The following is a 24053-nucleotide window of genomic DNA, read 5'->3' as shown; positions in this document are numbered from 1 at the left end:
CTCGCTTGCTCTGATTCGGAGTAGCTCCACCACTCTGATTCTGAAGAGATTTGGGATTCGGATATGGATTCCCATTCACTCTGGCTCAGGCTATAGAACTCGGACTCAGAAATACTCTGACTGGCTTGTTCTGATTCGGAGTAGCTCCACCACTCTTCTTCTGAGTGACTTTGGGATTCTGATATGGATTCCCACTCACTCTGACTCAGGCTATAGAACTCAGACTCGGAGACACTCTGACTCGCTTGTTCCGATTCACTCAAGGAAAGGGACTCGGAGACACTAGGATTTTGATCATAAGAAAGGGACTCGGAGTATGCAATACTTTCACTCAAAGAGAATGCATCCGTATCCTGACAAAGGGACTCCCCTGTCAAATGCTCAGAAACAGAGAGGCTATCAACCAAGGAAAGAGACTCAAATTCAGATTCTGAAGAAGAGACCACTAATGAGTAGTTCTCAGACATGGACTCTCGAAGCGAGAATCCTTTTGCTGATATACTCTGGCTAAACGACTCACTGTACGAATCTGCGACAGAAAGGCTGAGGGAAGCTAAAGCGCTAGTTGACAAACTCTGACTAACATTCCTTATCAAGTCAGCCACTCCCAAACTGTTCCTTTCCTGAAAGTCTTCTAAGGCTTCCATGACAGAAACTGATTCTGTTGGTAACTCAAGATCTTCACTAGCACTCAGAATAATTTCCTTTTGCTCTTTGAGTTTTCGACTAACGGGCTTTGATTTAGTTGCATCCGAGCTACGGTAATCACTATCTTCCCTACCCTTTTGCTTAAACTTTGATATCAAACGTTTAAATCCCTTTAGCTCTTCGTTATTATTTTTGCTCATAATATGATTTTCTCCAAAAATACAGTTATATCATCATTATAAAGTCTACAACAGAATCTGTCAAAGTATTAGCCAAAGAAAACTTCTAACTTCCCAGAAGGCTTAATATTAATGTAACTCAATGCCATATTTTTTATAATGTTTAGATTTATATCTGCATTCATTCTTTTGTATGATTTAAAAGCTTCTTTATGAAACTCAAAGACAGGATTTTTTTGGGCGTATCCTTGACTAGACACCAAACCTTGAAATTGCTGTAAATAGTCAACCTGCTCAACCCAACAGTCATCTATCGCTCTCAAAACAACAGTTCGTTGAAATTGATTGAACAACTCTGAATCCTTGATTTTATCTTTTTTCTGCTGGTATTCTGAAACAAGGAGGTCAGATAAAAACTTTTTAACTTGCCGTAAATCCGTGACATCTAGATCATCTGGAATATCCTCGCAGTAATAACTAATGTTATCCAAAACAAAGCGAAATAAATCAGCCCGCTCTTTAAACGGTGTTTTACTTGTATAAATGTCCACTGCATCCGATAGGGTAGACAAGAAATAGGTCAAATCAAAGTCTGGATGGGAGATGAGCTTATTACGCTTATTGTAGATAATCTGTCGCTGAATACGGATACTTTCATCATATCGTTCCGTTGAACGTCTGGAAGCCGCTGACGCGTTATCACTATTCTTCTGAGCTTCTTCAACCGCATATCTAATACGGCGAGAGGTCAAATGAATCTTTTGTTTTTCCTCTGGTTTTGCAATTTCTTTATGATAGTACTCACTAATCCATTTGCTACCAGACTTGGAAATAAGATCATCCTCAAGAGAAATAAAGAATTTGCTCAATCCTGGAGCGCCTTGTCGTCCAGCACGACCGCGAAGCTGCAAATCCACTCGCTCACTGGACATTCTCTCTGTTCCAACAACAGCGAGTCCACCCAACTCAGCAACCCCTTCTTCCAAGATAATGTCTGTTCCACGACCTGCCATTGATGTTGCTACTGTCACTGCAGAACGTCTACCAGCCAGTGCGATCATCTCAGCCTCTTTCGCTGCATTATGGGCGTTCAACACATTATGGGCGATTCCCTCTTGGAGTAAGAGCATAGAATAAATCTCAGACATTCCAACCGATCCTGTCGCAATTAAAACTGGCTGGCCTTTTTTATGTAATTTTTTGATATACTCCAACGAAGCATATAATTTTTGAGGAATCGTGAGATAGATTTCATCTGGATAATCAATTCGTAAATTAGGTTTTCGTGTAGGAACAACTACGACTCCCAAGTCGTAAACATCTCTGAACTCCTCCTCACAAACTTTACCAGTACCCGTCATTCCTGCTAATTTTGGAAACATTCTAAATAAATTTTGATAGGTAATAGAGGCCATCGAACGCGTTTCCAATGTGATTTTCACACGTTCTCTGGCTTCTAGCGCTTGGTGCAATCCTGATTGGAGTTTATTTCCTTCCAAGAGACGTCCTGTCGCCTCATCCATCAGTTTAACTTCGCCATTATCCACCGTGTACTGACGATCTTTTTCAAATAAGTGGTTAGCTCTCAAAGCTAGGTTAATTTGGCGAATGAGCTGGTAATTATCTGGATCATAGGCATTCTGAACGCGGAAATAAACCTCTGCTTCCTTTACTCCTTTTCTCGTCAACCATACAGACGTCCGAGTGGAGTCTAAATTAAAATCTTCCCCTTCCTTTAGAGTTTTCACAAACTCATCACACGAAAGAAAGAGGTTGGATTGAACCCGAGGAGAACCTGAAATGATTAGGGGCATCTGCGCACTATCTAGCAAGGCTGCATCTACTTCATCGACCAAACAAAAATAAAATTTTGGCAAAAACTTCTTTGATTGAGATGTCGCCAAGTTTTCTTCCAGGTAATCAAACCCTAACGCACTATGTGTTGTATAGACAATATCACTTTTATAGATTTGTTGTTTTTGAGGAATTTTAAGTTTTTTTGTCGGATCTTCCGAGACACCCACCCCAACTGTCATTCCTAAAAATCGAAAAACAGGTGCCATTTGTTTAGCATCACGCGCTGCCAAATATTCATTGGCCGTGACTAGGATTGTACTTTTTTCCGTCAAAGCATTTAGGTATAAAGGAAGGATAGCTGTCAAGGTTTTTCCTTCCCCTGTTCTCATTTCTGCAATCTGATTGTCCTGCATAACCAAGGCCCCTAAAACCTGAACATCATAAGGATATAATCCTAATACACGCTTGGCTGCCTCACGAATGGTTGCATACGCTTCCGGCAAAATGGACTGCAAGCTTTCTCCTCCAGAAAGGCGTTCTTTAAACCATTTTGTCTGAGCTTGCAGTTTCTCATTTGACATAGCTGCATAACTATCAGATAGTTTATTAACCTTCTCCAAAATCTTTTTGTAACGCATTAGTTTATAGGAGTTGGTCAAATTGAATCGTTTAGTTTTCATTCTCTCTCATCCACTCTTCAATCTTTTCCAAGTCAATCGCTTGAAGTAAAAATGACTTATCTAATAAATATTCAATGTTTGCTAGTTCACGTGGTCTAGTCTTCAAGTCCGCATATTCCTTAACTTTTGTCGGATTAAATTGCTGTAGCAATAATTCTTTAAAAATAGGCGGATTTACTCGATTACGGTAACGTTCCAACAAGCGTTGATAGTCTAGTTCGCTTAAAAATTCATCCGTCACAAGAGCATATGAATTTCCAAATTGTTTGGAGTAATGCAAGGCCGCAATATTAGAAATCGCTCCATAACCAACAAAAGCCACTTTTTCAAAAAGATGCTCTTGCGCTAATTCTTCAATCGTTTCAAGCAAGGTTTCGTAAAAACGTTCCTCCATATATAGGAGCGCTTCTCTATATGATGAATTAACAATCAATACATTTGAGAAATGCTCACGAACATGTTCTGGGATAAAACCTGTTCGATTGAGTTCGGGTTCAGTAAAGCAAACATACATCGTTTCTTTCTCGGAATCCTGATGAAGCAAATCAGAAATCCAGTAGCGATCCACTGTATAATCCGCCAACTGCTCCTCAGCAACATAAATCCCTTCAAAAAGGAAGCGATGACAACCCGAGCTGACTAACTGCACCTTATAATATTGTGTATTATCTGGAACGCATACGCTGACTCTCTCTCCCTGTTTAATGATCTGATTCGAAATTTCTTCATCTCGAGCATCCATAAATTCAACTTTTAAGTATGTTGAATTTTCTGGGATGGTTTCTATATGACTGCCAAAAATATAGTTTTGCCCACGTTTCAATTCAGGAAGCTGACTCGTATTGCGTAAGGCCTGATAGTTTGCCCGTGAATGCCATTCATGAATAACTGTCCCCGAAGGCATGAACTGGTTTTCATACAAAACATGACCACCATCTAACAGTTTGACAGATGAACCGTATAGATACTGAGATACGCTTTGGATATCCCAATAAGCAAAATAGACTTCTTCCTTGTATCTCACGATTTAAACTCCCTTTCAAAACTATTCATTAATAGCGTTTTATATTGATTAAAGAACCATTCGACAATACCTTGTGTATCGTCGTTGTGTCGTCCAGTCAATCCCTTACTGATAACGCTGACGCGGTAATCTCGCTGTCCTAACTCATCCAGCATATCAGGATAGGCAGACATGTCATAGTCATCTTGATACATAAAGGAGATAATGAATTTTGTTCTTGAGAAATCAGCTGACTCAAAAGCCGTCCAGAAACGTTCGTTAAGCTGAGCTGTAGCTTCACTTGATAACTCCCCTATTGTGCGGTAGACCAAATCCAGTGACGTTGGAAATCCTCCCGGACGAATAGTTGACTCATTTTCTGCCATATCTCCTAAGTTAACAAGAGGTTTTCCGACAATGACGGCATGAGGTTCCAACTTAGAACTATAGTAAAGAGCGCCAAAAGTCCCCATTGATAAACCTGACAAGGTCAGTTGTTCCTTCGTAAAACCAAGTTCATCTAAGCAGTTATGAACCACTTGGAGAAGTTTTTGTTCGAGTTCCTCCGATCCAAGATAGAATGCGCCTCCCTCTGAACGCGGATCCCCTACTAGTAAGAACGGCGATCCCAAATTATTCATCATCCAGTACCCTTCAAATCCCTCTGCAGGACGGTACCCTGAAAAATAGATGTTCAACGGTGGTTTCAAATCTCCTGGATGAAAGAAATAAATCAGTTCTTCTCTATTTTTATCGCTAATTCGTTTTCCTCCGACTAACAAGTCTCCATAACCTAGATGGGAGTCTCGATAGTGGCAGGGACCAAGTTTTACAATTCCTTGTCCTTTTGCTTGAATACTGATACTCAAATAATACGAATCATTTACATCTATCGTCAGAGACCGATCAAAGCTCGTTTCATCATAAATCCATTCTTGCATGGGAGAATTTCCAGCTGGAAAACCTTTAACAACGTAGCGGATCGAACAACCTTCTGAAATCCTGAACTCAGGCCACAGATCTAAGGGCATCTCCCCACTCAGAAAAACATTATGTTGATAGGTCGCAATAGTCTGATAATCCTCGCCGTATCGGCCACACAAACAAAGGTAATTTGTTCCTTCATAACTGACTTGCCCCTCAAAAGATGGTGCAGCGACTAGATGATTAACACTTAGTTTCGTTCCATTTTGCTTAGAGAAAAAACCACGCGAAAATATATGTAGCATCTGCTCTGGATTTTCAAAATTTGTTTTCACAGCTTTTTTGCGCAAAAGAAATCGTTCCAACGTTTTTGTAGTGATTTGACAACGCTCATGATAGAACAGACGGTAAACCTGAATTTTCTGATCCAAGATAGTGACATACTCTAAATATTCAGCAGTATCTACTAACACGACATCAAACGGTCTGTCTACTTTTTTCTTCTTTTTTTTCCCGTTTTCCGCCTCAACTTCTCTATTTAAGATCCCGATATCTTCTGGCAATAAAGAGACGATGTCTTCTGGTTTGACAAATGTCCATTTTATATTACTAGGAATTTCATATTGCTCCTGCCAATTTTCATCAGCAATTTGCAAAACACTAATTTTTTTCATTTCCTTTTAATTCCTTTATGGTATTTTTCCACATATCGACAATCTCACCCCTTGTATACTGTTCAATCTTCTTGACTGAGTGAACTAGAGATTGATTCCAATGTTCTAAGTTTGTGAGGTAGTATAAGAGTGCCTCTTCAAAATCTGAAATATCATCTAGAATCCAACCATTTTCTCCATGCTTCACATAAGAAGAACTATACAAGTTAACCTGAGGGATCCCTCCACTAATGCCAGCGATTTGAGTCAACACATCAGCTGGAGTTCCCAAATCTAGTATAATACGAACGTACTTCAGAACTTTAATCAAATCGCTATCGCTATGAATGGTCTCAATATCAATCCGTTCGCGAACAATCTCCTCTTCATCATCAAGAACTCGGTTCTCACCTCTCGCTCTCTTCTCTTTATCAACAAAAATCAATTCTTGTTCATATTCTGGCTTAAGAGATCGATAGCTTTCTAGTACCTGTTTTATATAGGCCTCTCGACCAAAATCCTGACTTTGTGTTCCAACCAGCAAGTCAATCCATTCATTTTTCAACATCATTTCAAACAAAGTCGTAAACACATATTGAATTTGATCCGCTGGTAGATTGTCGTAATTGACGTAAACAATCAACTCTTTTTTTCTTTGACTATGCCCTAGGTTTAGATGAGTGTCATAAGGCGGAATCTCATAAAATCCCGGCAACTGTTCTAGATCAACATTAGCGGCTATCGTTTCAATTTTATTTAAACTATCAACAACGAAGAACGGCGTGTCTGTCAAATCCGTTAGCAGCTGCTCCTGGTTTGTAATTGGATAGCGATCTCCAAAAAAAGACAAGATAACATGATGGTTTTCCTTAATCTTTTGGAAAAAGTGATTGTGCTGCACATCTGACGAAATCACAATCGTATCATCCTTGGTTAGCGCAGAAGTTAGATACTGATCTAGTTTTTCATTGATCAATTCTTCGATATCTCGGTAAACTTCTTTTGCAAATGTAGCCTGCGCCTCAGGGTTAATAAGCACTTGATGATTTTCTGTGCCCAAAAATTCCCTAAACTGCCATGTGCCTTGTAAATTTAAATAATCTTGGTAGTAAGGTTGATCATTTTCAAAATAGATGATACTTGAAACAAATCCACGATCATCAAAAATTAACTGATGATTTGTCTGCCCACCCTCAAAATAAGTAATATCAAAGAAATTACCTGTTTGCGAAAAGTTAATTTTAGCATAGTGTTCTTGATTTAAATATACCTCAATCATAAAAGGAGTATAGAAGAATTCTACTCCTTGAGGCCATTTAATATCTTCCAGACGAATTTTACGTACAGATACATCCGTCAAACCTTGTATGGTATCAAATAGATTCCATACAGTTTCTGGCAATATTCTTTGCTGATAAAGAAAGGTTCGAATATGTGGTGAATAGTTCAAAATCAGAGTGGTATTTGCCTCTCCTGATTGCTGAAACATTCGCAGCAAATTCACCGCATCATCAAACATCATATTTTTAGACACGTAATAGAAAGGCAGGGTGGTAGAATACCATTTCCGATCTTGTCTATACCAAGATGGTACAAAGTAAAACATATCCCTCTATTCTCCTTTAAATTCTAATTCTTTGTGGTAGTAAGTCCCAATTCTCAAGATACGTATTTCTTCATGCAAAGGCAAGAGCATACTGACTAAAATGATCAATGTACTTGGTATAGTCAAAAGCAAATTTGGAAGAGGTAGGAAGAAATTAATGAAATAGGGTAAACCAATAAAAACGATCAGGTAGAGTGCTCCTACATTAGATTGTAAGGAAATGTAATGTTTCAAAACTTTTAAAGTTGCTTTCCCAGGCTGGATATAATCTAAGTATTCTCCTTGACGTTGTAATCGTTTCGCTGTTTCTTCTGGTTCTAAGTTGATATAGGCAAATAAAATTGCAAGAAGATAGATAGCAAGCAGGTAAAAGGCTAAACTTAGGGGTTTTGTAAAGTCAAATAAACTACCAAAATTTTTTGTAAAACCATGTCCAAACCAGTCTAATACCAACTGAAGCAACATAATAACACTCGAGGCATACATAATAGGCATTCCCCCAGAGGGAAGAAATTTGATAGGGAGGTAAGATTTGCCGTAGTAACGACTACTTAGCATGACTCGATTTAGAGGCAAACGAATTTCAGCTCTCTCGCAGACCACGGCAATATAGCCCAAGAGCAAAAATGAGATCGCCGCACCTACTAGAAAGGCTAATCCTTCTTTAGAAAAAACAGATTGTCCTATCAATACCACTAATTGGTTAGCAAATTGTAGCAGAATTCCTGAAATAATAATAATTGTCTGCCCGCCTACTCCCTTGCTAACATTCAAACCAGCCAACCAGATAATAACAAAGCTTCCTGCTACAACAGTTGCTAGTACAGCCATATTATAAATCCAATCATCTACAAGAAGCAAAAAGCGTCCATTTTCCGAACGAGCCGTGTACATAACAGCTATCCCCTGTAACACGGAAAAAATCAAAGTGAGAATCTTTTGCACAAAATCCGCTTTTTTCAATGACCAGGACTGGATATTCCAACTTTTATTCAAGTTGATGACCTGCCAGACAATCATCGTCGTAATCCATGGACCTAATCCCAGAGAAAACATGGAAATCTGAGAGACATCTACTCCTGCCAAGGAATACAAATAGGCCAAGGGATTTTGCTCAGTTATTTGTGAAAAACCTGTATTGCCATTGTATCCTGGAAGTAAAATATGGCGACCAAGTAAATAGATCGCAATGATCAAAATTGTAAAAATTGCTCTTCGGAAAAAAATACTTGTTCGTTTCTGTTTCTTAAGACCGAAATGTTTCATCTGTCATCCTTTATTCTTTATATTTAGCAAGTCTTGCGATCATTTTCTAGCAATGTTCATGCACCATCGTAACAGCAAGACAACTCAAGAAAACAGGCTCATCCCACTGATAATCAAGATAGGATTAACTGGCTTACCATGATATTTCACCTACGAAATACAGGAGCACCTCATGAGTGTAAATCTACTTGGAGCTTCTCTTCTATCCTTGAATATTGTCATGTGAGAACACCTGTTCTTCCATTTTTTCTATTTGAACATATCAAATGCATAAACGGATTTACTTAATCCTTAAAATTTTTATAAGTATATCAACTCTGTCACCATGATTAACATCTAAAAAACCATTCCCATACCAAATCTCTGAAAGGTAAGGAATTTTACGCTTTCTCATCTGATCATGATCTTTCGAAAGTTGAATGGATTTTATCCGATTTTTCTCATTAAAAAATCATTTATAAAAATTACCAGTGCCTACTATTGTAGCATATTTATCAATTATTTTCAAACACGACCTCTCTTTTTATAAGTGTGAAGGGCACTTTATGAATTTTGAACAAAATCCATTTGGAATAGGATTGACTATTCTAAACATTTATTTACTATTACAACTCAGACGAAAAAGACCAGAGCGTCACTCTGGCCTTTTCCTGTTCAGTTTAGCTTGTAACTAAACTTAATCTTCTTTTTTGCGAGTAGTAGCTGCAAGGCCTGCACCTAAGCCCAAGATAGCCAATCCTGCTGCTAAAGCTGTCACCTGAGACTCACTTCCTGTGTTTGGAAGGTGACCTTTTTCAGTTTGTGTCGCTTTTTCTTCTTGAGATTGTGCTCCTGTTTGAGCCAGTTGGTGCGCATCTGGATTGACAGGAACTTGTGGGTTTAGTTCTTCTTGTGCTACAGCAGTTCCCACTTCCACGATACGATCTTGTGCTGCTACCTTATCAAAGGTTTCTTTCGATGTACGCTTACCGTTTTCGACTTCTACTAGGTGGACACGAACACCTTTTTGGCCTTCTTGGATCACACGAGTTTGCCCTACTGGAAGTTTATCGTTCTTACGTTCTTGAACTTGGAAATCAACTGCCTCTTCTTCCACTAGGAGCTCTGGCTTGTGATGAACCAAATCTTTGACACCATCAAGCGGTTGAGCCGTACCACGTTTAGTTCCTACTTCCACGATACGATCTTGCGCAACTATCTTATCAAAGGTTTCTTTCGATGTACGCTTACCGTTTTCGACTTCTACTAGGTGGACACGAACACCTTTTTGACCTTCTTGAAGAACACGACTTTCACCAACATAAAGTTTGTCAGTCTTACGTTCTTGAACTTTGAAATCAATTGCCTCTTCTTCCACTAGGAGTTCTGGTTTGTGATGAACCAAATCTCTGACACCATCAAGTGGTCGAGCCGTACCACGTTTAGTTCCAACGAGAAGAACCCGGTTAACAGGAGCCTGGATCACTTCACGGAGTTTCTCTTCACGAGTTCCGTCTGGACTAACAGATGTAAGAATGCGTTCCTTACCAACTTGTCCTTCTTGTTCTACACGGCTTTCACCTACATATAGACTTGAATCTTCTTTTTCAACAGTCTGGAAGGCAAGTTCCTTTTCGACAACCTCAAGACTTGGATTCTCTTCTTGAATGGCAGGAGCTGTTTTCTCAGAAACTGGTTTTTCCTTGGTTAACTGGATACGGTATTCCTTGACTTGTTTCCCACTTTCTGAAACGAGGCGAACAAGTACTGGAAGACTATCATCACCACCATCTACAACTGTTGAAGCTACTTGATTGCTTTCTTGAACGGTCACTTTTGGACGTTGACCTTTATAGGTGATTTGGTAGTCTTGACGATCTTCAGCGAAATCAGGAAGTTCTTTTCCATCTACAAGAATCTTCGATTGAGTGCTTTCTTGAGGCAATTCGCTTGGTGCAAGGAAGGTCATCTCAATCATCGCAACACCACTCTTATCAGCCTTACGCTCCATGCGCCATCTCATGGCTTTGGCTTTCACGGCTTTAAATGTTACGTTGATTTCATCACCAGCTTCAATATCTTTATCCGCACGATAAGGAACAGATTCCCAGTTATCTGGATTGTTGAATGGATGGCCTGATTCGTAGGCTTGGTAGTTTGAATAGTAGGTAGGCACTTCAAAGTCTGGACCAATATAGCGTTCCAAAACGAGTTTAGATGGCGCATCCGTTCCACTATCTGCAAAGAAGTGAAGTTTGGCTTGCGCAACAGTCCGTTCGACAATCTTGCCATTTTCACGGAAGATTACACCTGCTGATACTTCTGGATTAGAAGATGGTGTTGGAGACCAGTTTGTCCAACGACGATTTTCATTGTGGTCTCCATCATTGATATAGTCTACACGGTCATGTGAACTTGGATCAATATCATTAGTTGCAGAAGCAAAGGCTTGGTTACTGTTTTCATCATAGTTAGGGTTGTTTGAGAGAGCCTCACCAAGTTTGTCCGTCACTCGTACAGTGAACTCAGCAACAAGATCACTACCTAGGACATGGCCTCGAACGGTATATTGACCTGCTTTTGTCAGCTTTTCTGCTGGAACTTCTTCCCATTCAACTGCCAAGTCTTTTGTTTCGTAACCGTCTTTACCTGTGAAATAAACCGGAACCTTAGTTGGTAATTCAAGTGGTTGCCCTAGTTGCAACAAGCGAGCTTGTTTGACCGCAGCAACTGGTTTACGAGAGAGTAAGTCTTTATTGCTTGTAAAGTGTAGACGGTATTCTCCTAAGATATCACCATTTTCAGCCTTAGCGATAACACGAACTGGCTCACCTTCACGAAGGCTTGGAACGACCGTCGCAAGACCATTGTTGCTAACACTTGCTGTTACTGCAGGAACTTTTCCATCTACAGACTCAAGGTAGTAGTCTGTCAAATCAGGGTTAAAGTTTGCTAAATCTTTGCCGTCAACTTGGATTCTTGTTTGTCCTTGTCTGGCTGCTGCGACTTGTTTCGCAAAGATTTGTACTTCTGTGATAGACGTTCCTTTCTTGCTATCAAGTCGAACCATACGAATGCGAACCGCATAGGTCTCAACTTTATCAAAGCTAAAGTGATTCATTTCTCCAGCCTTGAGTTGAGCTGGGGCTTTTAGATTGGTAACAGGTTTCCAATTAGCTGGATCGTTAAAGACATGTTCTTCATTGCCTACAAAGCTAGGGTTTTTAGGAGCTGTCGGAACGGTCTTACCGACATAATACTCAATCACATAAGACTTCGGTGCACCTACCCCATGGTCTTCGTGGAATCCGACACTTAAGTTATCAACCGAACGTTTGCTCAAGATACCTGAATCTCCAAATAGAACACCAACTGAAGCTTCTGGATTACTACGATTCCAGTTCGTCCAACGGTTGGCTGGTCGGTCATTAAAGGAAATCAATTTATCGTTGACGTTTGAAACAGGGTCGCTTGGATTGGAGTCTGAAGCAAAGGCCAGTGGCAATTCTGAACCTGTCCATTGGTCAGAAATATTTGCTCCCTGCTCAGTTTGAGCAGACACACGAACATGAAGTTTGGTAGTTAATTGTGAACCTTCTAGGCGACCAGTGACTGTAAAGACACCTTCCTTGGCGTATTGCTCTGGACGAATCGCATCCCATGTAACCTTAGCTGATGAAACGTGACCATTTGAATCGTAGGTACGAACACTTTCTGGTAATTGTGGTGATTCTGCGATTGGTGTCGTCACACTGACTTCTTCAACTGAAACGATGCCTTCTACAGAGACTTTAGCACGCGCTTCAAGGTTAATCCCTTCAACTTTACCTAGCACTTCAAATATTTGATAATGGTCTAGTTTTTCTTTTGGAATAGCTTGCCATGTAACTTTGTGGGCTTTAGGGAAACCTTTGTCATACTCAACAGTTACTGTTGTTGGAAGAGTAGGTTCTTGATGCAAGTCTGTTACTACGTTTACTGGACGGATAGATTGCGCAACCTTCTTCTCAGTGTTGGCTTGGATAGTGAGTTCAACTTGACCTTTAGCCCCCTCATATTCCGCTTTGAGAGTGACTGATCCTGGCTTGTGCAACTCAAGCATTCCTTTACGAACTGCGACTTCCCCTTCACCACTTGTAGAGAAGTTCACTTTATCTGCTGGTAAAACTGCTTGTGTTCCGTCTTGATAGTGAGCGAGAACAGACAATTTCACTGTTTGGTCTTCTTTGAGACCGTCAGCTTGCTCCACTTGTAGGCTCAGGCGGTCAATTTTTGGTGCTTCTTCAAGGAATTGAATTGCATAAGTTTGAAGAGGACCACCATCATTTGGTTGAACAAAGATGCTTGCACGCATACCGTTTGCTGTACTTGCTTGAAGGACTGTAACAGTTGCATTTTTAGCACTAGCCGCGACTTCTGGCAATTGGGCTCCATAAGCAAGAGTGCGGTATTGCATTGGATGTTGACTAGTAAGGTCTGTAACGGTTTCATCACCAACACTTACAGTTGGCACTACAGGTGCTGCAGGATTGCCTTCTTCTACTACAAGAGTAGCATGTACGGTTTCGCCTCCTAATTGACCAGTCATTTGAATACGTGATCCAGCAACTGAAAGTTTAGCTTTATCTGCTTCCGCAATCTCCCACTTATCAACTTCGTATTCTTGAACGCTTCCATCTGTTACAGCGATAGAAACGTATTTATCAACAGCATTCAAATCTGTTCCTGGAGCAACACGTTTAACTGTTGGTAGTTCTTTCGCAATTGCTAGAACCTCAACACGAGCCTCTACTTCACGTCCGTCTGCCATGCCTTTAACTGTCACAACTCCAGCTTGGCTCACATCAACAGAAGACCATGTTACTGGACGTTTTTCACGACTGCCATCACTGTAGACAAAAGCGACGGTCTTCGGCATTTTTGGTTCTTTCTCGATAACAGTACGCACTTTTGGTACTTCTGTACCTAAAACAGTCTTTTCTTGTCCTTCCTTCTTACCAGTAAAGACAGTTACTTGACCAGATTTCAAGAGATCTGAATGAGCTGTTAGTGTGAATTTACCTGCTTGTTCAGTTGATTTGACAATGGCAACCCCTTTACCGTTAAAGGCTCTGCGAATCCAAGAACCATCTGGTTGCGCCTTATAGCGTTCACGACTGGCTTGTTCCCCATTATCGACACCGACCAGTTGACCTTGTCCATGCAATTGGAAGCGAACCAGATTATTGGCAGTTGGTACTACATTTCCTTGACTGTCAACGATTTCATAGTAGATGTAGGTTAAGTCTTTTCCATCTGCTGCGATTGCGTGTTCTTCCTTGACAAGACGAACACCTGCTGGTTGACCTGCAGTGGTAATCTTGTCACGTGCAATTTCTTTTCCAGCTTCATCGCGAGCTACAGCTTCCAAGGTACCTGGTTGGTAAGCAACTTTCCACTCAAGATAGAGTTCCTTAGCATTTGCACCTTCTTGATAAGTCCGTCCATCGCTGGTTTGTTTTTTGTTGAAGGTCTTAACTCCGATAGATTGACCGTTCAAGAACAATTCTACGCTTGCAGCGTTTGAGTAAGCACGGACTGGGATTTTTCCGTCTGCATCTTCGACTTTCGATGCCAATTCTCTATTTTCCCAGTTCCAGTGAGGAAGGAGGTGAACCATTGGTTTCTTCTTGACAGAAACCCATTGGCTTTGGTAGAGATAGAAGTCATGCTTTGGAATACCGGCTGTATCTACGATACCAAAGTAAGAGCTCTTAACGGGAGTTTGGTTTTGGTTATGCCATGGCGTAGGCTCACCAATATAGTCCGTACCTGTCCAGATAAACTGTCCAGCATAGCCAGCATTGTCACGGTCAAAAGTCCATGAATCTGTCGCCGTTTTACCCCAGCCAACTCGGTCATTACCATAGTCAGACTGTTCGTAGTTACGTTCAGGTCCGTTACTATGTTTCAATTCACTTTCAGGACGATAGTAGCTACCGCGTGTACGGGTTGCTGAAGATGTTTCTGAACCGTAAATCAACCATTTTGGATGTTTCGCACGAAGTTTCTTGTAGTTGTCTTCGGAATAGTTGAATCCAACCGCATCCAGTTCATCGGCAATTTTCTCATGTCCACCACTACCATTACCGAAACGGAACTTATCTGCTCCCATAGTAACATAACGAGTCTTATCAACATCTTTAATCACTTTTACTAAGCGTTTAACCGTTGCAAGTGAGTGTGCATCACCGTTGGCTTCACCGATTTCATTTCCGATAGACCACATGAAGACAGCTGGGTTATTTTTGTCTCTTTCGACCATGGTACGAAGATCGTAGTCAGACCATTTTTCACCTTTTCTAGCTTCTGGGTGAGTAGCATCTTTTTCAAAGAAACGCCCGTAGTCATATGGTTTCTTGCCATTATACCACGTATCAAAGGCCTCTTCCTGAACCAGCAAACCAAGTTCTGCAGCTATTTGCAAGGTCTGTGGACTTGCAGGGTTATGAGTTGTACGGATGGCATTAACACCCATCTCCTTCATTTGTTTGAGACGACGGTATTCTGCCTTATAGTTTTCTTCTGCTCCAAGTGCTCCGTGGTCATGGTGCAAAGAAACACCATGGAATTTAATGCGTTCACCATTCAAAGAGAAACCTTCATTTGGAGTCCAGTGATAGTAACGGTAACCAAACAAATCCTTCTTGGCATCAACCAACTGGCCATCGCGGTAAACACGTGTAATCAATTCGTACAAGGCAGGTTTGTCATTTAAAACTGTCCAGAGTTTTGGTTTTTCAACTTCTAAAATCGCATCAAGACTTGTTGATTCATGTGCTTTCAAGGTACGACTTGCTGTACGAACCACGCCTGTTACAGCCTGACCGCCACGTTCAACGATTTGATATTCTGCCACAAGTTCATGGTCTTTATCATCTGTATTGACGATTTTGCTGGCTACATGAGTTTCAACCTTGCCATGTTGCTGTTGTTCAAGTTTTAGTGTTAAGATAGTTGTTCCATTTTTCTCAACATGAACCTTATCTGTCACTTGCAAGGTCACATCACGGTAGATACCACTACCTGAGTACCAACGGCTACTTGGTTGTTTGTTAACCGCATGGACAGCAATCACATTCTCACGACCATCTTTGTGAAGGTATTTGGTAATATCATATGAGAACTGGTTATAACCATTTGGATAATGTCCCACTAACTGGCCATTGACATAGACTTGAGAGTCCATATAGACACCATCAAAGGTCACTCGAACATTTTTCTTGAGATCTTTTTCATCAAGTTTAAAGGTCTTGCGATACCAAGCTTCACCACCATTGAGCTGTCCACCCTCGTTTTGGGCAGGTGACTGATGGTCAAAATCGTTAAAGATACTCCAGTCGTGTGGGAGATCCAATTTTTGCCATGTTGATACGTCAGCATCTGATTTCACAGCTTCTTTAGGGTTCGCATTGAGTTTAAAGTGCCAATTTTGATTAAAATTCACTTTTCTATCTTCAATCATTTGATTCACTTCTTCATTTGTCGCAGCTTTCAACTCTTCCTTGACAGGCTTTTCTTGACTTGAAGCTTGAGATTCTACCTTTGGAGCTGTTTCTTCAGGTTTTAGAGATGCTTTCTCCTCTTTTGGAGCTACAGGTTCAGCTTCTTTCACCTCTGGTTTGCTTGCTTCAATTGGTGCAGCTTGACTTTGGTCGACACTTGCAACATCCTTGTGCTCTGCTGCAGTTTGATCTTCTTTTTCCTCCACTGCCGGACTTTCCTCTTTTGCTTGTTCCACAGTGTGGGTGATAGGAGTTTCATCCGCGAAAACTGGTGACTCTCCAATGACACTTCCTCCAAATAGAACCGCACAGGTTCCAATCATGACAGAGCAAGCGCCTACGGCAAACTTACGAATGCTGTAGACTCTTTTACGATTCCAATGGCCTTTTTCCATAAAACCCTCCCTTTAGTAACCGCTTCCATTTATTTGTAAGCGTATTACTTTTTCATAGCCTTTTACCCTTATTTTATAAAATAATATAGGAAATTTCAATACCCTAAACACAAAAAATCATATTTTTGATTGTTTTTTCTAAAATTTGTAGAAGATTCGAAAAAAGTGAATGTAGATTTAGAACAAAAACGAACAATTTTTGACACTCAGTAAAATATCATAAAAAAGTTCCTTACAAAAGGAACCTTTTTTACTTATAGTTAAAGATTCCCCCTGCCAACTTATCAGCTAATTTGGGAAAGAGGGTATAAGATTTGTGGGCTAAATTGAGCAAAAAAGGAAGATTGAGTTCTCGTTTGTTTTTTCCTATATACTTAACAATCTTTTTAGCAACCGCACCTGGTTCTAAGAGAAAGCGGTCAACCGACTTGAGGTAGCTGCCATCTGGGTCTGCCTGGTCAAAAAAGGCAGTACGAATCGGTCCTGGATTAACCGTCGTTACATAGACACCATAGGGCGTCAGTTCGAGGCGCAGCGCATTTGAAAATCCAATAGCCGCAAACTTTGTCGCTGAGTATAGGCTAGACTTAGCTGTTGCAATCAAACCTGCCATGCTGACAATATTGATGATATGGCCTTTTCGGTTTTCTTTCATGCGAGCTCCAAGACGACGAGACAGGTTCATCAGGGCAAAGGTATTGACCTCGAACATCTGGTGAATGTCTTGATCAGAAATCTGATCAAAGTCTTCAAAAATTCCATAGCCAGCATTGTTGATTAAGACATCAATTTTACCATAACGGAGATAGAGGTCAGCTACCAGAGCTTCTAGGGCTGAGTCATCAGTAATGTCGATTTCAATCAATTCCACATGGGGATGATTTCCATAGAGTTGTCCTAGTTTTTCCTTATTTCTACCTAGCAGAATCAGTTGGTCATCTGGCAAAAGTTTTACCATTTCTTGGGCTAAGCCACCGCTAGCACCTGTAATGAGAATTGTTCGCATACTTATCCTTTTTCAATCTTTTAGATTTCCACTTCTTCCAAGTCTTTGACCACATGGACATTTTCAAAAACAGTTGCCGCATCTTTCTTAAGTTGACTAATATCTTTTGAGAGGAAGCGGGCACTGATATGGTTGAGCAAGAGGCGTTTGACTCCTGCTTCTGCCGCTACTTGTGCAGCTTGCATATTGGTTGAGTGACCGTGATTGCGGGCAATTTTTTCATCACCCTTGCCATAAGTGGACTCATGGACTAGGACATCAGCATTGACAGCTAGACGCACACTGGCATTGGTTTTTCGGGTGTCACCAAGAATGGTGATAATCTTACCCGGACGGGGAGCTGAGATATAGTCTGCTGCCTTGATTTCAGTCCCATCATCCAGAACAACATCCTGACCGTTTTTGATTTTTCCAAAAAGAGGGCCGAACGGAACACCAGCAGCCTTGAGTTTTTCAGCATCCAAGGTACCTTCTAAGTCCTTTTGCATGACACGATAACCAACACAGAAAATAGTGTGGTCCAGCTCCTCTGCATACACAGTGAATTTATCGGTCTCAAGGATTTTCCCTAGAGAATCTTGGTCAAACTCATGAAAATGAATGCGATAAGGCAGACGAGAACCGGACACACGAAGACTGGTTAAGACAAATGACTTAATCCCTTGAGGTCCATAGATGTCCAAATCTGTCTGCTCCTCATTAGCCTGAAAGGCACGGCTAGAGAGAAATCCTGGCAAGCCAAAGATATGGTCTCCGTGCAAGTGAGTGATAAAGATTTTGCTGACCTTACGTGGTCGGATCGTGGTTTCCAGAATGCGATTTTGCGTTCCTTCACCACAGTCAAAGAGCCAGACTTCGTTAATCTCGTCCAAGAGTTTCAGGGCGAGGCTTGAAACGTTGCGGGCTTTAGAGGGCTGACCAGCCCCCGTTCCTAAAAATTGAATATCCATTTGATACTTTCTAATTAATCAATATATAACATGGCCGTGCGGTTTTCCGATCGGAAATAGCGCTTGCCAGAAAAAGCTCTAGCTGCTTGCAGTAGATCCTCTTGGCTGTATCCTTTGAGACGCTTGCGATCATCTGCCAAGGTTTCCAAATCCGTTAAAGCTGTGAGATTTTCTACATTAACAACTTCCTCGTCCCCGACAGCCTTCATGTAAATCTTGTCCGACTCCTCATAGACTAGCTGATGGGGGAAAATCTGAGCAATTTCAAAGAGCAAGTCAGTTGTGATTGCTTCCTCAGTTTCTGAGAAAATCCGTCCAAGACTTTCTTCCTCATAGCAAAAGCCAAAAGACTTTCCTGAGAGATTGAGGCGAATAAAAGGCTTGTTTTCAAAGGTGAAACTTGGCTCAGGATTGTAGAGGTTCAGTTCATGACTGAGTTCTGCAAAATAATCCGTCGCAGCTTGAGGACTCTTTTTCTGGTAGAGTTCAGCAAAGTAGGCATTGACTACACTCGGCGGAGGTGTGATGAGAGCTAGTTGCTCCTGCTCTGTTTTACCAGCTAGAAACTGATCCAGATAGACCTTATCCAGACTTGTATAACCTCCATACTTTAGAGCCAAAGTTTTGATATCAGTCATAAAATTCTTCTAACCTCCATTTATTTTTCTCCGAAATGTAGCCTGTAATGACTTCCCCGTCATCCTGATAATCGCGCTCTTCCAGAATCGCTACACTTTCCAAATCATGAATCTTGTGGGACTTAGAAAAAGGCACGCGCAGAGTAAATGCTTCAAAAATTTCCTTAATCTTATCTAGCAATAAAGCTTGCAAGTTCTCACGACTATCCTCAGACTTTGCCGAAATAAGAGCATACGGCGTTTGGGTCGGCGTAAAATTCTCCACCAAATCCGCTTTATTATAAAGGGTCAGGCGAGGAATATCTTCCATATCCAAGTCTTTCATGATGGACAGAACTGTTTTTTCATGCTCCTCGTGGTAAGGATTGCTGGCATCAATAACATGAACCAGAAGGTCCACATGCTTGCTTTCTTCCAAGGTTGACTTGAAACTGGACACCAACTCTGTCGGCAAATCTTGGATAAAGCCGACGGTATCAGTCAAGGTCACCTGAAGATTACCCCCTAGATGAATACTCTTAGTCGTCGCATCTAGAGTCGCGAAGAGCTCGTCCGCCTCATACTGGGTCTTGCTGGTTAAAGTATTCATAATAGTCGATTTTCCGGCATTAGTGTAACCAATCAAGCCAATCTTAAAAGTACTCGACTCCAAACGTTTTTCTCTGACTGTCGCCCGATTCTTCTCAACCACCTTGAGCTGGCGTTCAATGTCCGTGATTTGATTGCGAACACTACGTCGGTTCAGTTCTAGCTGGCTTTCACCAGGTCCACGAGAACCAATTCCCCCAGCCTGACGACTAAGCATAATCCCCTGACCAACCAAGCGAGGCAAGAGATACTTGAGTTGGGCAAGGTGGACTTGGAGTTTGCCTTCATGGCTTCGAGCCCGCATGGCAAAAATATCCAAAATCAGCTGCATACGATCAATAACCTTGGCCCCGAGAACTTCCTCTAGATTGACATTTTGCCGTGGTGTCAGACGGTTGTTGACAATGACAGTAGTAATTTCTTCTGCATCCACCATCCGCGCAATTTCTTCCAACTTACCCGAGCCAACAAAAGTCTTGGAATCATATTTTTCACGTTTTTGTCTGTAACTATCTACTACCACTGCCCCAGCTGTCTTAGCCAGACTGGCCAACTCTTCCATGGAGAGGTCAAAATTGTCCATGCCCTGCAATTCCACACCGATGAGCAGGACTCGTTCCTCTTTTTTCTCTGTTTCAATCATCTAAAAACTCCTCAATCTGGCTTAGAATGTGCTCCTTCACGCCAGACTCTCCGATCTGATAAAAGGTCACCTGCATGCGATTACGGAACCAGGTCAGTTGGCGCTTAGCAAAACGACGAGTCGCCTGTTTGAGACTCTCGCTGGCTTCCTCGAGAGTCTGCTCCCCACGGAAATATGGAAATAGTTCCTTGTAGCCAATTCCTTTAGCAGCCTGCGCATTAGGGTAATGGTCAAAAAGCCACTTGGCCTCATCCAAAAGCCCAGCCTCAAACATCAGATCCACTCGGTTGTTGATACGTTCGTAAAGCTGACTGCGTTCATCATCCAGGCAGATAATCAATGGTTCATACAAGGTCTCTTGATTTTCCAAATCCTGACCAAAATGGGCAATCTCCAAGGCACGCTTGGCACGACGACGATTAAACTGAGGAATTTCAAGGCCTGCTTGCTTCACGAGATGGGCTAATTCTTCATCTGAATAATGCTCTAAACTAGCTCGATAGGCTACAATCTCCTCATGAGGTGTTTCCCCACCTAGATGATAGCCTTCAAGCAAGCTCTGGATATAAAGCCCAGTTCCACCAGCGATAATAGCAAGCTTGCCACGTCTCTGAATATCCTCAATAGCCTTCTTAGCTTCTGAAACAAAATCAAAAGCCGAGTAAGACTCGGTCATCTCTCTGACATCAATTAAGTGATGGGGGACAGTTGCCTGCTCCTCTGGGCTAGCCTTGGCCGTCCCAATATCTAACCCTCTGTAAACTTGCTGACTGTCACCACTGACCACCTCTCCACCAAAGCGCTTGGCTACTTCAATAGCAAGGGCTGTCTTTCCAACAGCAGTCGGTCCAACAATTACAATTATTTTTATTTTCATCTTTTTTCCTTGAAAAATTCCCATTTTTTCGTTACTATTATTATATCACAAAAAGGTCAGTCAGAAAAATGCTACCACTTAAGGAGCCTGGCTGATCGGGAAGATAAAGGAGGAAGACTCATGGCTAAAGGATTCGCTAAAGGTCTTGTAACAGGTGTCGCAGGAACTGTCGCTGCCGTTGCAGGTGCAGTATACGCAATTAAAAAGAAAGTGATTGAGCCAGAAGAGCAAAAAGCAGCTTTCATCGAAGAAAACCGCAAAAAAGCAGCTCGCCGTCGCGTATCACATTAAGCAACAAAAGAAGTTGAGAAATCTCAACTTCTTTTGTTGTTATTAAATAGCCAAATCAAACTTCAATTGCGGCTTGACAGGTTCATAATCCACCAACTCAAAGTCTTCTGCTTTGATATCAAAGAAATTGGTCCCATCTGGCACATTCAAGACCAAACGTGGTTGACAGTTTGACGGCTCACGACCAAGCAATTCCTGAGCTTGTTCAAACTGATTATCATAGATATGGAGGTTGTTGATGAAGTAAAAGAACTTTCCAACCTTCCAACCAAAATGCTTGGCAATCATCATCTGTAGAGCTACATACTGCATAGCATTGATGTGGTGAGCCACCAGCATATCATTAGAACGCTGGGTCAACGTCGCATCCAGATAAATTTCCCCATCTACTCTCCGTACATCAAACATGGTCTGAAAGGCGCATGGAAGGAGGCCGTCTGTCTCCTCAAAAGCTTGGTAATCCCAGAGAGAGATGATATTTCGACGGTTCCAAGGGTTAGCCTCCAACTGCTTGAGGATTTTGTTGATGATATCATGCTTCTTAACCACAGCCCCGTAGCGCTCACCGATGGTTCCCGTATCTCCCACTTCCCAGTCATTCCAGTAGTGAACATTGTACTTGCTATTTAGCACTTCTAGGCTATTTGACTGGTCTTGGTAAATCCAGAGAACTTCCTTGATGGCAGATTTGATCGCAATGGGACGTAGGGTTATAATGGGAAATTCACCCTTTGACAAATCATACTCAGCAAAGGCACCCGTTACGTACTTGGAGTTGGCAACAGTCCCATCCTTGTACTTGGGACGTGCTTGTTCAGAAAAGACGCCATCTTTGAGGATTCGTTCAATATTTTCTTTAAAAATCGTATCTGCTTTTGTCATTTACTCTCACCTCATTTATAGTCTTAACTAGTATAGCATAAAAAAAGAAAGGAGGAAAATTACTAGCTTTAAAGTAGTGTTTTTCCCCTTTTATTATCTTATTGCAATACAAGCGATGCCGCTCCGATTACTCCAGCGTCATTTCCTAGAGTTGCAAGAGCTAATTTAGTTGTTGTGCGTACTTGTGGGAAGGTATTTTCATCGTACACTTTTTGAACACCTTGTAGAAGGAATTCTCCTGCAGCTGACACACCTCCACCGATTACGATTGTTGATGGATTGAGGATGGAGCCGATATTGGCACAAGCGATTCCCAAGTAACGTGAGAAGTTACGGTAAACGATCAAGGCAAGATCGTCTCCTTCTTTTGCAAGATCAAAAACAGTCTTAGCTGTTACTTCTTCACCGTCGTCGATCAAGCGTTTCAAGGTCGCATCGCCTTCGTATTCATCAGCGTAACGACGTGTCAAGTTAACAATCCCTGTCGCAGAAGCAACTGTCTCAAGACAGCCTTTCTTACCACAAGTACAAGCGATTGGTTGGTCAAAGTCAACAGTGATATGGCCAAGCTCACCTGCTGCACCAGCAACACCGTGGAGCAGTTTTCCTTCTGCGACGATACCGCCACCAACACCAGTACCAAGTGTCATAAAGACAACGTCCGGTTGGTTGTCACCAGCACCCATCCAGCGCTCACCAAGAGCAGCTACGTTGGCATCATTATCGATGAAGAATGGGATACCCAAGGCTTTTTCAATCTTTTCTTTGATTGGTTGAAGGGTTTTCCAGTTGAGGTTGTAGGCACCAATAACAGTCCCTTTTTCACGGTCAACCACACCAGGTGAACCCATTCCAATGCCTCGAAAATCCGTAGCTGACAATCCAAGCAAGTCCAAACGATGCTGAATAGACTCAATCATATCGTCTACAATATGACTTCCTTCGTCCAAAATATTGGTCTTGATAGACCATTTTTCTTGGATTTCTCCTTCTTGAGTTAAAATTGCGAACTTAACAGATGTCCCACCAAGGTCAATCCCAATAATCTTTTGACTCATCGTCTTCTCCTTTTAAATTGAAAATGCTTACAGATATAGTATAACAGAATCATCAACTTTGTGCAAAGGTTTGCGTGAAAAAGTTACATCTTATAATTAATAACTTATTTATCCCCTAGATGTTGAATGGCATAGTTGGCTTCTTCTTTGGTAAATTTTCTAAGAGAAGGAGAAGTTAGCCTCTCATAAATTTCTGTCTTTGAGAGATTGTTATATTTTCGGTATTCTCTTGCTTGAGCTAAGGCATTCGCCTTATAGTCTGCTTGCAAATGATTAATAGCATATTGTGCAGTGGCACTATTAAAACCCTCATAAATTAACATCTCATAAATTCTTTTTTTTGACAAATGAATCCTATTATAATCTTGTGCTGTCTTTAAAGCAGCATTGTTCTGCTTCCCATCTAGTTTTGGTTGCCGCACACCATCGTATCCTACATAGTGACG

Annotated in this window: 15 protein-coding genes and 1 pseudogene; 1 reads left to right on the top strand and 15 read right to left on the bottom strand. The window is 41.4% G+C overall.

The window, feature by feature from the left end; genetic code table 11:
- From BLS46_RS09345 to miaA, 12 genes and pseudogenes are all read right to left on the bottom strand, one after another.
- Positions 1-848, bottom strand: a pseudogene (locus BLS46_RS09345) (hypothetical protein); the annotation flags it as partial.
- 68 nt (positions 849-916) lie between these two features.
- Entirely contained in the window at positions 917-3304 is a 2388-nt protein-coding gene (gene secA2 / locus BLS46_RS09340; RefSeq protein WP_093587149.1) for an accessory Sec system translocase SecA2, read from the bottom strand.
- On the bottom strand, positions 3294-4328 hold the full coding sequence (asp3, locus tag BLS46_RS09335; RefSeq protein ID WP_093587147.1) for an accessory Sec system protein Asp3: 1035 nt from the start codon (positions 4326-4328) through the stop codon (positions 3294-3296). The genes secA2 and asp3 overlap by 11 nt, the downstream gene beginning before the upstream one ends.
- Positions 4325-5905 (bottom strand): accessory Sec system protein Asp2, encoded by a 1581-nt coding sequence (gene asp2, locus BLS46_RS09330; RefSeq protein WP_093587145.1) that lies wholly within the window; start codon positions 5903-5905, stop codon positions 4325-4327. The genes asp3 and asp2 overlap by 4 nt, the downstream gene beginning before the upstream one ends.
- Complete coding sequence (asp1, locus tag BLS46_RS09325; protein WP_061419228.1) at positions 5892-7490, bottom strand: accessory Sec system protein Asp1; 1599 nt, start codon at positions 7488-7490, stop codon at positions 5892-5894. The genes asp2 and asp1 overlap by 14 nt, the downstream gene beginning before the upstream one ends.
- A gap of 6 nt (positions 7491-7496) precedes the next feature.
- Positions 7497-8756, bottom strand: coding sequence for a preprotein translocase subunit SecY (locus tag BLS46_RS09320; RefSeq protein WP_000680146.1), 1260 nt, complete (start codon positions 8754-8756; stop codon positions 7497-7499).
- 676 nt (positions 8757-9432) lie between these two features.
- A complete protein-coding gene (gene bgaA / locus BLS46_RS09315; protein WP_093587143.1) occupies positions 9433-16674 on the bottom strand; it encodes an LPXTG-anchored adhesin/beta-galactosidase BgaA in 7242 nt (2413 codons plus the stop codon).
- A gap of 250 nt (positions 16675-16924) precedes the next feature.
- Positions 16925-17680, bottom strand: coding sequence for an SDR family NAD(P)-dependent oxidoreductase (locus BLS46_RS09310; protein WP_093587141.1), 756 nt, complete (start codon positions 17678-17680; stop codon positions 16925-16927).
- Between the two features lie 20 nt (positions 17681-17700).
- Positions 17701-18630 carry a ribonuclease Z gene (gene rnz, locus BLS46_RS09305; protein ID WP_093587139.1) on the bottom strand — a complete coding sequence of 310 codons (930 nt, stop codon included), beginning with the start codon at positions 18628-18630 and terminating at the stop codon, positions 17701-17703.
- 14 nt (positions 18631-18644) lie between these two features.
- A complete protein-coding gene (locus BLS46_RS09300) occupies positions 18645-19268 on the bottom strand; it encodes a cystathionine beta-lyase (protein ID WP_093587137.1) in 624 nt (207 codons plus the stop codon).
- Positions 19261-20499, bottom strand: a complete 1239-nt coding sequence (gene hflX / locus BLS46_RS09295; protein ID WP_093587135.1) for a GTPase HflX — start codon at positions 20497-20499, stop codon at positions 19261-19263. The genes BLS46_RS09300 and hflX overlap by 8 nt, the downstream gene beginning before the upstream one ends.
- On the bottom strand, positions 20492-21376 hold the full coding sequence (gene miaA, locus BLS46_RS09290; protein WP_093587133.1) for a tRNA (adenosine(37)-N6)-dimethylallyltransferase MiaA: 885 nt from the start codon (positions 21374-21376) through the stop codon (positions 20492-20494). The genes hflX and miaA overlap by 8 nt, the downstream gene beginning before the upstream one ends.
- Before the next feature lie 120 nt (positions 21377-21496).
- On the opposite strand from miaA, the gene BLS46_RS09285 reads away from it, so the two are divergent.
- A complete protein-coding gene (locus BLS46_RS09285) occupies positions 21497-21667 on the top strand; it encodes a DUF3042 family protein (protein WP_001051782.1) in 171 nt (56 codons plus the stop codon).
- Between the two features lie 42 nt (positions 21668-21709).
- Here the strand turns inward: BLS46_RS09285 and BLS46_RS09280 are convergent, their stop codons facing one another.
- The 3 genes from BLS46_RS09280 to BLS46_RS09270 all read right to left on the bottom strand — a co-directional run.
- Positions 21710-22549 carry a thymidylate synthase gene (locus tag BLS46_RS09280; protein WP_093587131.1) on the bottom strand — a complete coding sequence of 280 codons (840 nt, stop codon included), beginning with the start codon at positions 22547-22549 and terminating at the stop codon, positions 21710-21712.
- A 98-nt stretch (positions 22550-22647) separates the two neighbouring features.
- Positions 22648-23607: an ROK family glucokinase gene (locus BLS46_RS09275; RefSeq protein WP_093587129.1), complete on the bottom strand. Its 960-nt coding sequence runs from the start codon at positions 23605-23607 to the stop codon at positions 22648-22650.
- 104 nt (positions 23608-23711) lie between these two features.
- A partial coding sequence (locus BLS46_RS09270) for an Ltp family lipoprotein (protein WP_180364081.1) occupies positions 23712-24053 on the bottom strand: 342 nt, incomplete at its 5' end.

It is taken from the genome of Streptococcus sp. NLAE-zl-C503 (genome assembly GCF_900104285.1).
Taxonomy (GTDB): domain Bacteria; phylum Bacillota; class Bacilli; order Lactobacillales; family Streptococcaceae; genus Streptococcus.
This window is presented reverse-complemented; position numbering and strand designations above follow the sequence as displayed.